This window comes from Arthrobacter sp. N1, assembly GCF_048288285.1.
Taxonomy (GTDB): Bacteria; Actinomycetota; Actinomycetes; order Actinomycetales; family Micrococcaceae; genus Arthrobacter_D.
In genome coordinates, this window is the sequence record NZ_CP102608.1 from 1,544,438 (window position 1) to 1,558,510 (window position 14,073).

The following is a 14,073-nucleotide window of genomic DNA, read 5'->3' on the forward strand; positions in this document are numbered from 1 at the left end:
CGGACGACACTGATGATCGCCGCCGAGCGTCAGACGGATCGACAGGCGGCGTACGACGCGTAACACCCGGGGTGTGCGAAGCACCCTGCTGTTTCGCTTGATGACCGTACGGGATCATCGCGTCATGACGACGCCGACGCTCTCACTCCCGACTCCTCCGCCCGCAGGACCAGCCCCCGGATCCGACCGATGAGCGCCAGCCGCTGCACCTGCGTCTGGGGTGCGCGACCGCTTGTCCGGCTGGTCATGGATCCCACCTGCCCCGCCTTCACGCTCCACGTGCTGCGGGACACGGCGAAAACCTTCGGGGAGAGGCCCCTGGACGGCTGACTCCCGCCGGGTCCTGCCGCCCGGAAGGACCTACGGGTACTGTGGGCGCATGGCCAGCGAAGCGATGATCCTCGACGTCGACGGACCGGAGGGCGTACGGCCGGTCCGGGTGTCCAGCCCCTCGAGGGTGCTCTGGCCCGACGTGGGCCTCACCAAGCTGGACCTCGCCCGGTATCTCGTGGAGGTCGCTCCCGCCTTCCTCCGCGCGAACGGCAGCCGCCCCGTCTCCCTGCAGCGTTTCGGCGCGGACGTGGACGGTGATTTCTTCTTCAGCAAGAACCCGCCCAAGGGTGCTCCTGACTACGTGCGGAGCGTGACCGTGACATATCCCAGCGGACGATCCCACCCCCAGCTGGTCCTCGACGAACCGGCGTCCGTCGTGTGGGCCGCACAGATGAACACCGTCGTCTTCCACCCGTGGGCGTCCCGAGCCGCCGCGCCGGATCTCCCCGATGAACTGCGGATCGACCTCGACCCCCAACCCGGCACCACGTTCGCCGACGTCGTGGCCGCCGCCCACGAGTTGCGCGCCGTCCTCGCCGGAGCCGGGCTCACGTGCTTCGTCAAGACGTCGGGCAACAGGGGGCTGCACGTGTTCGCGCCGATCGAGCCCGCCCACGAGTTCCTCGACGTCCGCCGCGCCGTGATCGCCGCCGCGCGTGAGCTGGAACGCCGGATGCCGGACCGTGTGACTACGGCATGGTGGAAGGAGGAACGCGGCGAGCGGATCTTCGTCGACTACAACCAGGCGAACCGGGACCGCACCATGGCGGGCGCCTACAGCCCGAGGGCGCTGCCACATGCCCCTGTCTCGTGCCCCGTGACGTGGGAGGAGCTCTCCGACGTCGACCCGGCGTCGTTCACGGTCGCCACTGTCCCGCAACGCCTGAGCACGGTCGGCGATCCGTGGGAGCACATGCATGACGCACCAGGGAGCATCGACGTGCTGAAGTCGTGGTGGGAACGCGATGCCGATCAGGGACTCGGGGAGCTGCCCTTCCCACCGGACTTCCCCAAGATGCCCGGGGAACCGATGCGGGTGCAGCCCAGTCGGGCACGTAGCCGGGACTGACGCGGCCTGTCAACGGTCCGTAGTCCTCAGAGCTCCCTGCCCGACGCCGATGGCCCGCTGGTAGAACAGGAAGGAACGCTGCTGCGTCCCGGTGGAACCGGGCCCGACACCGTGCCGGTCCATGTCCGGCCGCTGGGAGAACCATGAAGAAGAACGTCCTGCCATCGACCCTCCTGCTGCTGCTCGCGCTCTCCGGCTGCGGCGGCAACCCGGCCACCGGCCCCGAACCTGCCGGGCCCACGCCGAATCCGGCGGAGACGGCATCGGAGCAGGCCGCGGCCCCGTCCGACGCGCCCTCCGTGGAGGGGCTCGCGGATGCGAACAGCGGCAGCTTCGCCTTCCTCGTCGACCAGGCGAAGGGGGATGTCGTCCTGCCCGCCGAGGAGCCGGCGGACGTGGAGGCCCTGCGCGCGGAGCTGGGCGGGGACGCCGCGACCTACGCGCTGGTCACGGTACAGAATCCCGAGGGTGGCCTGACCCTCGACCTGGACACCGTGACCGTCTCCACGCCCGAGGGGCAGGAGCTGGAACTCCGACCCGCAGCGGCGGTGATCGAGGAGTGGGGCGCGGCGGCGAACGGCGGCGAGGCCGATCCGGACGTCGTGGGACTCGTGGAGGAGTACAGCGGGGGAGCGCTGCCGGGAGAAACGAGCGAACTCCTCATGATCGGGTTGTTCCCCGAACTGCCGGGCACCCTCCGGACCGTGATGGTCCAGCCGTCCGGCGGCGTCGAGGCGGTCGAGGCAACGGTCAGGCCCGAGTCCTGACCCTCCCCGCGGCTGCAGCATCCCGTCGGGCTGCGTGCCACGGCGGAAACGCCCCGGAGTAAACTTGCGGCATGCCGAGTACCGACCGCGCCCGCACTGCCGTCGTCATCGAGGACGATGACGACGTCCGGGATCTCCTGCACACCGTGCTGACCGGATCCGGTTTCCGCGTGCACACCGCGCCGGCGGGACTCGCCGGGGTCGAGATGGTGCGGCGCCTGATGCCGGACGTCGTGACGCTCGACGTCGGCCTGCCCGACATCGACGGCTTCGAGGTCGCGCAGCGCATCCGTCGGTTCTCGGGAACCTTCATCGTCATGCTGACGGCGCGCGCGGATCCCTCGGACGAGAAGCGGGGATTCGAGTCCGGGGCGGACCGCTACCTCCGCAAGCCCTTCCGGCCCGCCGAGCTGCGACGGCACATCCAGGAGGGGACAGCCACCGCCGACGCCTGACCCATGTCGGCAGGTGCCGATGGGTGGGTCCTGCGTCAGTGCGAGCGCACGCCGGCTCGGCTCACGGGTGCGGGCGGGTTCAGCGCGTCGGACGCCGCACCCGTGACCACCGAGTACACGCTCTTGTGGAGGTAGTCGACGGTCTTCTCGCCGGAGGGCCAGAGCGACGGAGCGGCGCCCGCCCCGGTCGCGTTCTCGAGTGTCTGGTCGAAGGCGAGGCGCAGCACGGTGTGAGCGGCTGTCGCCGACGGACCACGGATCCCCGTGACGGACCATATGCCACGCACCGCGCCGAGCGCGGCACCGGTGAGCCAGTGCATCGCGTGGTTCCACCCCGGGTACTGCGCCGCCTGGCCGGTGGGCCGGCGCAACAGCAGACGCAGCGTACGCGCGGGGACGTGGGAGTCCGGCCGGCCGGTGACGCGCTGCTCCAGGAGTTCTCCGGCGGTCATGGCCGCGGTCCCCAGCAGGCCTGCCGCGGCACCGCGGAGAGCCGCCCGGCCGAGGGCCGCCGCGCGCTCCGCCACTAGTTGTCGTTCCCGCGGGCATCGTCGCCGAGGTCGGTGTCGATGCCGTTGTTGTCGTCGTAGTTTCCGGTGTCCGTCCCGGAGTTGTCGCTGTCCTTGGTGCCGAGGTCGCAGCCGCCCAGGAAGAGCGTGCTCGCGGCGAGGAGGGCGGCGATGGTCCTGTGATGCTTGTCTGCCATGGGAGGCTCCGTCCGGGTGCTGTTCTGTGCTCTGGCAGGACGGTCATCGGGGACCGGCCCTCCCTCCACGGTAGGAAGAGCCGGGGAGCCCGGGCAACCATCCCGGGGGTCACAGGGCGGACTTGCTTTCCGGCACCGTGGTTCCTACCCGGCCAGGACGCCGGCCCGCTGCATGAGCCAGTTGAGGTTGTTCTGCAGGCCGGCATTCCAGGCCTCCCACGTGTGACCGCCGGGCACGGTCTGCAGCTGGACGTCGACGCCCGCCGACGTCAGGGCCGCCGCGACCTTCTCGCCCTGCGGCCTGTAGAAGCTGTCATCGGCACCGACCGTGATGATCCCCGCGGTGCCGGGCAGGGGAGTCGTCGTGACGACGTCCAGGGCATCCTGGGCCTCGAAGGCCGCCGCGTCACCGGAGAAGTAGTTCGCGATCAGCGCGTCGCGGCCCGCCTCGATGGTGGGCTCGTCCTCGCCGGAGATGTCGAGGAAGGTCGGGTACACGGACGGGTGTCCTGCCGCCAGGGTCAGCGAGCAGGTCCCGCCGTAGGAGAATCCCCCGATCGCCCAGTCCGTAGCTGCATGGGTGCCCGCCTTCAGCGTGGACTTCACCCATGCGGGGACGTCCGTGGACAGATAGGTCCCGGCCTTGCCGTAGTTGCTGTCCAGGCACAGTGACGGCGTGGGACCGGTGCTGGCAGAGCCATCAGGGAGGATCACGATCGGGGCCAGGCCCTTGTGCGCCGCGGCGTACGCGTCCATCACCGCGGGAAGCCGACCGCCCGTGATCCAGTCCTCGGGCCCGCCGGGGTCGCCATGGATGAGGACGAGGACCGGCAGGTGGGCCGGCGTGGACGCAAGATACGCCGGCGGCAGGTAGACGTAGGCGTCACCGGCCTCCACTCCCGAGACCGTCCCGGGGATCGTCGTCACCGAGATGGTCCCCGTGGAGGGCATGTCGGCCGGTGGCTCCCAGTCGTCGATGGTGGTCAACGGACCGGAGCCCTCGGGAGTGCGGACGGACTCCAGGCGGGGAACGTCCGCACCGCCGGTTACCGCCTGCAGGGTGGGAAAGGAACCGTAGTAGGCGTTGATGCTCACGGCGACCGCCACGAGGACCAGGACGGGAGCGACGACGGTCAGCACGCGCTGCCACCACCGCCGGCGGGTGCGGAGCCCCGTCGCGCCGAGCAGGACCGCCGCGATCGCCGTGCCGCCCAGCAGGTAGAACCAGGGGGGCTGTGGCGCCCCCCAGATGTTGAGGACTTCCTCGGTCACGAACCAGACCGCGACACCCCCCACCGCGCCGATCAGTGCGGCCGGGACGACGGCGCGAACCAGGTGCCGCCGGCGGCCCGCCACGAGCCACAGGAGGGCCAGTCCGCCCAGGGCGGCGAGGACGGCGGGCGCGGGCCCGTCGATGAGGTCCCACTCGAGCGGGTCCATGGCTACTCCTTCGGTCCGCCGGAGCGGGTGGGGGACGGGTCGCGCTCGCGGAGGGGCGGTGCGGGTGCGGGTGCGGGACCGGATGCGCGGACGGGCAGGGAGGCCGGCGCCGGCCCGGGTGCGGTCCGGCCCGTGCGTCGCGGCCCTGTGACGAGGAGCCGCCACACGTCCGCCGCGCCGACGTCGGGCGCATAGGCACGCGTGATGGCCTGCCCGATCGCCGGCAGCGTGGCCGGGTCCTCGAAGCACAGGTACAGCGGGACGTAGCGCGGGCCGAACTTGGCCTTGAAGGCGAAGAGGGAACGGAAGCCGTAGACCGGCTCGAGGGTGCGGCTGACGACGCCGAGCATCCGGTCGAGGGCGTCGCCCGGGTCGCCGTCGGCGTCCTTCGACCCCGACCGGGCGAGGGGAGCACCGGAGAGGCTGAGCTCGGTACAGCCCTCCGCCTGCAGGTCCAGCGCGGCCTGCGCGATCAGCACCTCGATGCTGTGCTTGAAGCCGGAGCCGCGCCGGCGCATGAAGTCGAGCGTCCACCCGGTCACCCGTCCGCCGTCGTGGATGGGCAGCCAGGACGCCACGGCGTGGACCGTCCGTCCGTCGTCGATGATGACGGAACAGCGCACGGCGGGGTCGCGGAGCTCGTCGATCCCGCCGAGGGTGAAGCCCATCTCCGGCAACGACTTGTCCGCCACCCATTCCTCGGAGATGCTGCGCACCTGGTCGAGGATCGCCGCCGGGGTCTGCACGGGATCGACCCACTCGTTGTGCACGCCGTTCTTCCTGGCCTGGTTCAGGGCGGTGCGGACGTCCTGGAACCGCTTGCCGGTGAAGGCGAGCCCGTCGAGGTCCAGGACCGTCTCCTCCGCGACCTGCAGGCGCCGGTACCCACGCGGCAGCAGGTCCGCCACCTTGCCGGTGACCGAGTACAAGCAGGGGATCCAGCCCTGCGTGTGGCAGTACTCCGAGAACCCGCGCAGTGCTCGTCCGGTGTCGGCGGCCGGTCCCACCGGACCCGCGAGGGTCAGTGCGACGCCGGAGATCACCCGGTAGGGCACGTAGGAGGACCCGTCGAACCAGTAGGAGTTGCCCGGCCAGAGGCCCATCCAGGTCATGGAGCCGCGGCCCTCCACCGAGGCGATGCTACGTGCGCGATCGCGGTCGGCGTCGTCCCCGGTGCGCCGGACCGACCGGAAGGAGCGGAGCAGGAGTCCGGCGACCACAGCCCAGAAGGCGATCCCGATCCACTCGTAGAGGATGATCGCCGCGCTGTCCGAGGGCAGGAACCCGGGGTAGACGTGCAGCGTCGCGGCGATCGGCAGCAGCCGCTGCGGGAAGTCGGCGAGGAGCGTGGGCAGCGTGGCCCCCGGGCTGAACTGGCGCGCGACCACCAGTCCGAGCCCCACGTAGAGGGTGCCGGAACCGACGAGGGCGCCGGCCGTGTGAAGCCCGATGGTGCGGTAGGTGCCGGGAGCCGCGCGAAGCACGAAGAGGCGCCGGACGAGGACCAGGAGCACGACGATCACCACGGGCTGCAGCGCCGGCACCACGAGGTCGGCGATGATCCGTTCCGGGCGTGCGCCCGCCAGGAGCGTCGCGAGCTCACCGTCCGCGCGGTGCCGCAGGAAGGTGAGGAAGGTGTGGACCGACAGCAGCGCCAGGGCCAGCTGCACCACGATCGTCCCGGCCCACGCGAAGCGCCGGCCGCGTCTCAGGCCGTCGGCGAGGACGAGCAGGAGGACCGTCGGGAGGCAGGACATCACGAGGCCCCCTGCACCGGCCCGTGCCTGCAGTTGCGCCTCGGCGCAGCGCCGCACCACGCCGCCGGGCTCGCAGGCCGCTCGGACGGCGTCGGGCGTGGCGCCCTCCACGGAGGTGAAGAGGATCCCGAGGACCGCGAACGGCCCGGTCGCATGCGGCGAGAGGGCGGCGAGCGCGGGCCCGACGGCGGCGGCGGCGCAGACGAGCGCAACCAGGACACGCGACTCACGGATGGACGGCGCAGCCGGTCGGTGCGCGTGGCGCCCCAGGAGGAGCGGCCCGGCAGCCAGACCCGCGAGGGCTGCGAGCAGGAGCGCGACGGACATCAGCGCGCCGTTGTAGAGGACGAGCGTCAACGGCAGGAGGACGCCCATGATCCTCAGCCGCCGCCGCCAGAGGGGCCCCATCCCCGCGGTGGCGGCCAGCATGGCACCGAGCATCCCGAGCGTCGGACCGCCGAGCGATGCAGTGCCGAACGCTGCCGACCAGCGGGGGAAGAGGGGTGCGACGGCGGTACCGAGCACCAGGGCGCCGATCAGCGCCGCGAGGTGGGTGACGACGACGGCGAGGGCGAAGCGCCGCGTCCCGAGCCGGGTCTCGGCGAGGATGCCGAGGGCGGCAGTCGCCGCCGTCGCTCCGAGGTAGGCGGGAAGATCCGGCGCCCAGACCAGGGACAGCAGCAGGGAGAGGGGGTGCTGCTCCGAGGTGCGGGGGGAGAAGAGGACGGACGGCGCGAGCCCGGCGGGCGGTCCGGCGGGCAGTGCACCCGTGCCGAGGGCGAGGAGCCAGACGGCGGCGAGGGCCGACAGCGCGAGGGGTGCCCTGCGGGCCGTCCGTACCGAGCTGTGCCACGCGGACCGGAGCGTCGCCGTGATCTGCCACGGAACCGATCCCGGCTCTGGTCGCAGCCCCTGCTGTGTGTCCGCCATCATCCCTCGTCCCGCCGGCGACGTGTCCCCGGGGCGGACGCCCCGGGGCGTCCCACCCCGGCCGGCCGCAGTCAGTATCCGAGCATCGGCTGACTGTTCTCTGGGCGGACGGTGTCCGTCCGCTGGACAGAAGGAGGGGCGGGCCGGGATGCGGTGGGGCTCAACCGCGCGCGTCCCTGATCATGTTGGTGATGCGGGCCGTGGACAGACGCCTGCCCTGCTCGTCGGTCATGACGACCTCGTGGGTGGTGAGCGTCCGCCCGAGATGGATCGCCGTCGCCGTGCCGGTCACCGTGCCGGAATCGATGCTGCGGTGATGCGTGGCCCCGACCTCGATCCCGACCGCCTGCCGACCTGGGCCCGCGTGCAGGGCGGCGGCGAAGGACCCCAGCGTCTCGGCCAGCACCACGTGTGCCCCGCCGTGGAGGATGCCGGCGACCTGCTGGTTCCCCTCGACGGGCATGGTGGCGACCATCCGCTCGGCGCTCATCTCCTGGAAGACGATGCCCATCTTCACGGTCAGTGCGCCCACTCCGTACCGGCCGAGCCAGCCGTGCATCTCGGGCGGGATCCCTGCGGCGGTGAGCTCGGCCAGGCGCTCCTCCGTGGGCTGCTGGACGGCGTCGGGTCGGGTGCGGTTGTCTGTCATGGCAACTAGGCTGGCACCTGTGAGTGAAACGACCAAACCTGCTGCCACCCTGACCATGACGCCACCCGCCGAGGGCACTCCGGACGGCGCCGTGGCACCGGCCGGCGGGCAGGCGTCGGCTCGGCGGAGCGACGGCTCGCGCAACAGGCTGCTGGTGATCGACGGTCACTCGATGGCCTTCCGCGCCTTCTACGCACTGCCGCCGGAGAACTTCTCCACCGACACCGGGCAGCACACCAACGCGGTCTACGGCTTCACCGCGATGCTCATCAACCTCATCAAGGACCAGAAGCCGAGCCACGTCTGCGTGGCCTTCGACCTCGACACCCCGACCTTCCGCTCGGAGGAGTACACGGAGTACAAGGGCGGCCGATCCAAGACGCCCGAGGAATTCCACGGGCAGGTGGATCTCATCATCAAGGTCATGGAGGCCATGCGGATCCCCACCATCTCGCTCGACGGCTACGAGGCGGACGACATCCTGGCGACGCTGGCCTACCAGGCGGCCGCGGCGGACTGGGACGTGCAGGTGGTCAGCGGCGACCGGGACGCCTTCCAGCTCGTCAACGACCGCGTGACCGTGCTCTACCCGAAGCAGGGCGTCACGAACATCCCGCAGATGGACGCACAGGCCATCGAGGAGAAGTACTTCGTTCCGCCCCACCAGTACTCGGACCTCGCGGCGCTGGTCGGAGAGAGCGCCGACAATCTGCCGGGCGTACCGGGGGTCGGTCCGAAGACGGCCGCCAAGTGGATCAAGCTCTACGGCGGCCTCGAGGGCATCCTGGAGAACCTGGACAAGATCGGCGGCAAGGTCGGCGACTCGCTGCGCGCCAACATCGAGGACGTGAAGCGCAACCGCCGCCTGAACCGCCTGCTCACCGACCTCGAGCTGCCGGTGGACCTCGACGCGATGGTGTCCCAGCACCCCGACCGCTCCGCCGTCGAGGATCTCTTCGACTCGCTCCAGTTCAACACCCTGCGCAAGCGCCTCTTCGATCTCTTCGGCGAGGAGGAGTCCGAGGAGGAGGGGGAGGAGCAGAGCGCCCCGGCCCACGTGATGCTCGAGGACGCTGCAGCGCTGACGCACTGGTTCGCGTCGACCAACCAGGCGCAGGCCTCCCTCTCCCTGGCCACCGAGACGACGGCCGGCGCCACGGACGTCGTGGGGATCGCGGTCGTGACCTCCCTGCAGGCCGCGTTCATCCCGCTCGAGCAGCTCGACGCCGAGGCGGAGCAGGTCCTCGGAGCCTGGTTGGCCGCCACGGACGCACCGAAGATCGTGCACGACTACAAGACGGTCGCGAAGCTGCTGCACGCGCGCGGGTTCGCGCTGGCCGGCGAGGTCGACGACACGGCGATCTCCGGGTACCTGATCCAGCCGGACCGCCGCAGCTACGAGCTGGCCGATCTGGCCCAGTACCACCTCCGGCTCTCGATCACGGCGGCCGCGAGCGATTCCTCGGGCCAGCAGGCACTGGACCTCGGCGGCAACGACGTCGCCTCGCCCGCCGTCGTCGCGGCCTACGCGGCACTCCAGCTGAGCGAGCACTTCGCCGGCCAGCTCGTGGAGCGCGGGGCCAACCAGCTGCTCGGCGGACTCGAGCTCCCGCTCGCGGAGGTCCTCGCCCGGATGGAGCTCACCGGCGTGGCCGTCTCGGTCGAGGGCCTGGACCGGCTCTACGACGACTTCTCCACCACCATCAGCGCGGCCGGGGCCGAGGCCTACCGGATCATCGGCAAGGAGATCAACCTCGGTTCCCCGAAGCAGCTCCAGGCGGTCCTGTTCGAGGAGCTCGAGCTCCCGAAGACCAAGAAGATCAAGACCGGGTACTCCACGGACGCGGATGCACTGACCGATCTGATCGTCAAGACCGGGCACCCGTTCCTCACGCAGCTGCTCGCCTACCGCGACGCGATGAAGCTGCGCCAGACGGTCGAGGGCCTGCGGAAAGCCGTGGACGACGACGGCCGCATCCACACCACCTACCTCCAGACGATCGCGGCGACGGGCCGGCTGTCCTCGACGAACCCGAACCTGCAGAACATCCCGGTGCGCTCGGACGAGGGGCGGCGGATCCGCGAGGTGTTCGTCGTCGGGCAGGGACGGAACGGCGAGAAGTTCGAGAGCCTGATGACTGCGGACTACTCGCAGATCGAGATGCGGATCATGGCGCACCTCTCCGGCGACGAGGGGCTGATCGCCGCCTTCCAGGAGGGCGAGGACCTCCACCGCTTCGTCGGTTCGCACATCTTCGGCGTGGCCCCCGAGGAGGTGACCAACGCGATGCGGTCGAAGGTCAAGGCGATGTCCTATGGCCTGGTGTACGGCCTCAGTTCCTTCGGCCTGTCGAAGCAGCTGAACATCTCCGTCGACGAGGCGCGCACCCTGATGCGCGACTACTTCGAGCGCTTCGGTGCCGTCCGCGACTACCTGCGCGGCATCGTGGAGCAGGCACGCAAGGACGGCTTCACCTCCACGATCGAGGGACGCCGCCGGTATCTCCCGGATCTCTCCAGCGACAACCGCCAGCTGCGGGAGATGGCCGAGCGCGCGGCCCTCAACGCGCCCATCCAGGGCTCCGCCGCGGACATCATCAAGAAGGCGATGCTCGGGGTGGACGAGGCCCTCACCCGGCGCGGACTCGCGTCGAGGATGCTGCTGCAGGTGCACGACGAACTCGTCCTCGAGATCGCGGCGGGCGAGGCCGCGGAGGTCGAGGCACTCGTGCGCGAGCAGATGGGGTCGGCGGCCGATCTCTCCGTCCCGCTCGACGTCTCGGTGGGCACGGGCGCCAGCTGGCACGACGCCGCACACTAGTTGCGCTCAGGGCGACGACGGGGGACCGGCACGCGGTCGCCGGGCTAGGGTGGTCCTTGTGAGCCACGACACGACACCTGCCCTCCAGACCCGCATCTTCACGCCCGATCCCGACGAGGACACCTCGGCGACGGGACGTTTCGCGACCTGGCTGAACGCCGAAGGCATCGGTTTCCACGACGGCACCTTCGATCCTGAGGACATCCCGCGCTTCCTCGAGGCGTACCAGGCCGACGGTCGCGTGCTGTGGGGTGTCCACGACGACGCCCAGCCGGCCGAAGCGCTCGGGGCCGACCATCCGGTGGGCACCTATGGCACCATGGTCCACCCCCTGAACGTCGGCTCGGCCCAGATCGAGGTCCACCAGATCACTGCGGTGACCGTCCGGGCGAGCCACCGCCGCCGGGGCATCCTGCGGTCCATGATGACGCGCGACCTGCGTGAGGCGAAGGACCGTGGCCTTCCCCTTGCGATCCTCACCGCGTCGGAGGCGACCATCTACGGCCGCTTCGGGTTCGGGGCAGCGACGTTCACGCAGAGCATCGAGGTGGACGTGCGGGAGCGCTTCGAGGTGACCGCTCCGGCCACCGGCACCACGACCCTCGTGGCCCGCGAGCACGCGGTGCGCCTTGCCGGGGAGGTGTTCGCCGGCTTCCAGGCGTCGACCTTCGGATCCGTGGGCCGACAGTACGCCTATGCGCGGCGGGCCTCCGGCGACTGGGGACGCGAGCGGCCCGTCGAGGACCGAGCCGTCCGGATGGCGGTCCACTACGACGCCGAGGGTACGCCCGCGGGCTATGTGACCTACCGCTTCGCGGGCTGGGAGACGTCGCCGCGCACCCTGAAGGTCCTGGACCTCGTCGCCGGCACCCCGTCGGCCTATCTGGAACTGTGGCGCTACCTGGGATCGCTCGACCTCATCCAGGTGGTCACCTGGGACGAGGCCCGGCGCGACGACCCCCTCCCGTGGGCGCTGCGCGACCGCCGCTGCTACGCCGTCAAGGGCACGGACGACGTCCTCTGGGTCCGCCTGCTCGACGTCCCCGCGGCGCTCGGAGCGCGGTCCTACCGCGGCAGCGGGAGCATCGTCCTCGAGGTGCAGGACGATCTCGGCCTCGCACACGGCACCTTCGCGCTGGCGGTGACGGACGGCGTCGCGCAGGTGCACACCGTCGACGACGGTACCGCCGCCGACGTCACGCTCACGGTCAACGCCCTCGGATCGCTCTACCTCGGTGGAGTCCAGGCCTCGACCCTCGCGGCGGCCGGTGGCCTCACTGCCGGCGCGGCCGAGGTCGAGCGGCTGGATGTCCTGTTCGGGCTGGCGCAGGAGCCCTACTGCATCACGCACTTCTAGCTTCGAAGGTGAGCGCCGGACCGGGTTTGGCAGGGCCCCGTCCGGGCGGCTCGCCGCGACCCGGCTGCTTTGACGGTGTTGGGGGCCGAGGCTAGACTGGACAGGCGCGTAGTGCGCTCTGGCGGGTCCCGGTGCAGACCGATGTCCTCCGCAGGGCACTACCACTGTCGAACCTCTCGAGGTTCTGTCCCTTTCGTCCACATCCGGACAGGGGAACCCGCTTCCGGCATGGCTGGAACCGCGGTGTTCACCATGACCGGAGCACGTCATCATCCACAACGGAGTCCCAACTACATGACCATCACCACCACCGAGAAGCAAGGTGCCCCGCAGGTCGCTATCAACGACATCGGCACCGCTGAGGACTTCCTCGCAGCTATCGACGCGACCATCAAGTACTTCAACGACGGAGATCTCGTCGAGGGTACGGTCGTCAAGGTCGATCGCGACGAGGTCCTGCTCGACATCGGTTATAAGACCGAGGGTGTCATTCCTTCCCGCGAGCTGTCCATCAAGCACGACGTCGACCCCGGGGACGTCGTCTCCGTGGGCGATCAGGTCGAAGCCCTGGTGCTCACCAAGGAAGACAAAGAAGGCCGACTGATCCTCTCCAAGAAGCGGGCTCAGTACGAGCGCGCCTGGGGCGACATCGAGAAGGTCAAGGAAGAGGACGGTGTCGTCACCGGTACCGTCATCGAGGTGGTCAAGGGTGGCCTCATCCTGGACATCGGCCTGCGCGGCTTCCTGCCCGCGTCGCTCGTCGAGATGCGTCGCGTCCGCGATCTGGCTCCGTACATCGGCCAGCAGATCGAAGCGAAGATCATCGAGCTCGACAAGAACCGCAACAACGTCGTGCTGTCGCGTCGTGCGTGGCTCGAGCAGACGCAGTCCGAGGTCCGCTCCACGTTCCTCAACAAGCTCGAGAAGGGCCAGGTCCGTCCGGGCGTCGTCTCCTCGATCGTCAACTTCGGTGCCTTCGTGGACCTCGGCGGCGTCGACGGCCTCGTCCACGTCTCGGAGCTGTCCTGGAAGCACATCGACCACCCGTCCGAGGTCGTCGAGGTCGGCCAGGAGGTCACGGTCGAGGTGCTCGAGGTCGATCTCGATCGCGAGCGCGTCTCCCTGTCGCTGAAGGCCACGCAGGAAGATCCCTGGCAGACCTTCGCCCGCACGCACGCCCTGGGCCAGGTCGTCCCGGGCAAGGTCACGAAGCTCGTTCCCTTCGGCGCGTTCGTCCGCGTCGAGGACGGCATCGAAGGCCTCGTGCACATCTCGGAGCTCGCCGTCCGCCACGTGGAACTCGCCGAGCAGGTCGTCTCCGTCGGCGACGAGCTCTTCGTCAAGGTCATCGACATCGACCTGGAGCGCCGCCGCATCTCGCTCAGCCTCAAGCAGGCGAACGAGGGCGTCGACGCCGACAGCACCGAGTTCGATCCCGCGCTCTACGGCATGGCCGCCGAGTACGACGACGAGGGCAACTACAAGTACCCCGAGGGCTTCGACCCCGAGTCGAACGAATGGCTCGAGGGCTACGAGACGCAGCGCGCGGCCTGGGAAGCCCAGTACGCCGAGGCGCAGTCCCGCTGGGAAGCCCACAAGAAGCAGGTCGTCCAGCACGCGTCCGACGACGCCGCCGCGGCGAACGAGCCGGTCGAGTCCAACTCGACCAGCTACTCGTCCGAGCCCGTCGTCACCGACTCCGGTTCGGGGACGCTCGCGTCCGACGAGGCACTCGCGGCACTCCGCGAGAAGCTGACCGGAGCGTAAGCCACCGGTTCACGGCTAACAC

The 14,073-nt window shown here is 70.2% G+C and carries 12 protein-coding genes; 6 read left to right on the forward strand and 6 right to left on the reverse strand.

All coding sequences use genetic code 11. The annotated features are described in order from the left end of the window. Positions 1-122 precede the first annotated feature (122 nt). Positions 123-293: a hypothetical protein gene (locus NVV32_RS06900; RefSeq protein WP_422391795.1), complete on the reverse strand. Its 171-nt coding sequence runs from the start codon at positions 291-293 to the stop codon at positions 123-125. Positions 294-379: 86 nt separating this feature from the next. Between NVV32_RS06900 and ligD the strand changes: the two genes are divergently transcribed. The 3 genes from ligD to NVV32_RS06915 all read left to right on the forward strand — a co-directional run bounded on the left by ligD (position 380) and on the right by NVV32_RS06915 (position 2,624). Continuing rightward, positions 380-1,402: a non-homologous end-joining DNA ligase gene (gene ligD / locus NVV32_RS06905; protein WP_422391796.1), complete on the forward strand. Its 1,023-nt coding sequence runs from the start codon at positions 380-382 to the stop codon at positions 1,400-1,402. Between the two features lie 143 nt (positions 1,403-1,545). Next, positions 1,546-2,169: a hypothetical protein gene (locus NVV32_RS06910; protein WP_422391797.1), complete on the forward strand. Its 624-nt coding sequence runs from the start codon at positions 1,546-1,548 to the stop codon at positions 2,167-2,169. Positions 2,170-2,240: 71 nt separating this feature from the next. After that, entirely contained in the window at positions 2,241-2,624 is a 384-nt protein-coding gene (locus NVV32_RS06915) for a response regulator transcription factor (RefSeq protein WP_152814638.1), read from the forward strand. A gap of 35 nt (positions 2,625-2,659) precedes the next feature. Here the strand turns inward: NVV32_RS06915 and NVV32_RS06920 are convergent, their stop codons facing one another. The 5 genes from NVV32_RS06920 to NVV32_RS06940 all read right to left on the reverse strand — a co-directional run bounded on the left by NVV32_RS06920 (position 2,660) and on the right by NVV32_RS06940 (position 8,106). After that, positions 2,660-3,151 (reverse strand): hypothetical protein, encoded by a 492-nt coding sequence (locus tag NVV32_RS06920; RefSeq protein ID WP_422391798.1) that lies wholly within the window; start codon positions 3,149-3,151, stop codon positions 2,660-2,662. Continuing rightward, entirely contained in the window at positions 3,151-3,330 is a 180-nt protein-coding gene (locus tag NVV32_RS06925; protein ID WP_055771699.1) for a hypothetical protein, read from the reverse strand. The genes NVV32_RS06920 and NVV32_RS06925 overlap by 1 nt, the downstream gene beginning before the upstream one ends. A gap of 144 nt (positions 3,331-3,474) precedes the next feature. Then, positions 3,475-4,770: an alpha/beta hydrolase-fold protein gene (locus NVV32_RS06930; RefSeq protein WP_422391799.1), complete on the reverse strand. Its 1,296-nt coding sequence runs from the start codon at positions 4,768-4,770 to the stop codon at positions 3,475-3,477. 2 nt (positions 4,771-4,772) lie between these two features. Further along, positions 4,773-7,460: a bifunctional lysylphosphatidylglycerol flippase/synthetase MprF gene (locus NVV32_RS06935; protein WP_422391800.1), complete on the reverse strand. Its 2,688-nt coding sequence runs from the start codon at positions 7,458-7,460 to the stop codon at positions 4,773-4,775. A 157-nt stretch (positions 7,461-7,617) separates the two neighbouring features. Then, the gene (locus tag NVV32_RS06940; protein WP_082471536.1) at positions 7,618-8,106 is read right to left on the reverse strand and encodes a hotdog fold thioesterase; all 489 of its coding nucleotides are present in this window, start codon (positions 8,104-8,106) and stop codon (positions 7,618-7,620) included. A gap of 172 nt (positions 8,107-8,278) precedes the next feature. On the opposite strand from NVV32_RS06940, the gene polA reads away from it, so the two are divergent. The 3 genes from polA to rpsA all read left to right on the forward strand — a co-directional run bounded on the left by polA (position 8,279) and on the right by rpsA (position 14,051). Next, a complete protein-coding gene (polA, locus tag NVV32_RS06945) occupies positions 8,279-10,927 on the forward strand; it encodes a DNA polymerase I (protein WP_055772303.1) in 2,649 nt (882 codons plus the stop codon). Between the two features lie 58 nt (positions 10,928-10,985). Continuing rightward, positions 10,986-12,284: a GNAT family N-acetyltransferase gene (locus NVV32_RS06950; protein WP_422391801.1), complete on the forward strand. Its 1,299-nt coding sequence runs from the start codon at positions 10,986-10,988 to the stop codon at positions 12,282-12,284. A gap of 294 nt (positions 12,285-12,578) precedes the next feature. Next, on the forward strand, positions 12,579-14,051 hold the full coding sequence (rpsA, locus tag NVV32_RS06955; RefSeq protein ID WP_055771683.1) for a 30S ribosomal protein S1: 1,473 nt from the start codon (positions 12,579-12,581) through the stop codon (positions 14,049-14,051). Positions 14,052-14,073 lie beyond the last annotated feature (22 nt).

Excerpts from the sequence above, each read along its gene's own strand:
- NVV32_RS06910 (WP_422391797.1), top strand. The coding sequence starts at position 1,546 with ATGAAGAAGAACGTCCTGCCATCGACCCTCCTGCTGCTGCTCGCGCTC.
- NVV32_RS06935 (WP_422391800.1), bottom strand. The coding sequence starts at position 7,460 with ATGATGGCGGACACACAGCAGGGGCTGCGACCAGAGCCGGGATCGGTT.
- NVV32_RS06925 (WP_055771699.1), bottom strand. The coding sequence starts at position 3,330 with ATGGCAGACAAGCATCACAGGACCATCGCCGCCCTCCTCGCCGCGAGC.
- NVV32_RS06940 (WP_082471536.1), bottom strand. The coding sequence starts at position 8,106 with ATGACAGACAACCGCACCCGACCCGACGCCGTCCAGCAGCCCACGGAG.
- ligD (WP_422391796.1), top strand. The coding sequence starts at position 380 with ATGGCCAGCGAAGCGATGATCCTCGACGTCGACGGACCGGAGGGCGTA.
- NVV32_RS06915 (WP_152814638.1), top strand. The coding sequence starts at position 2,241 with ATGCCGAGTACCGACCGCGCCCGCACTGCCGTCGTCATCGAGGACGAT.
- NVV32_RS06930 (WP_422391799.1), bottom strand. The coding sequence starts at position 4,770 with ATGGACCCGCTCGAGTGGGACCTCATCGACGGGCCCGCGCCCGCCGTC.
- rpsA (WP_055771683.1), top strand. The coding sequence starts at position 12,579 with ATGACCATCACCACCACCGAGAAGCAAGGTGCCCCGCAGGTCGCTATC.
- polA (WP_055772303.1), top strand. The coding sequence starts at position 8,279 with ATGGCCTTCCGCGCCTTCTACGCACTGCCGCCGGAGAACTTCTCCACC.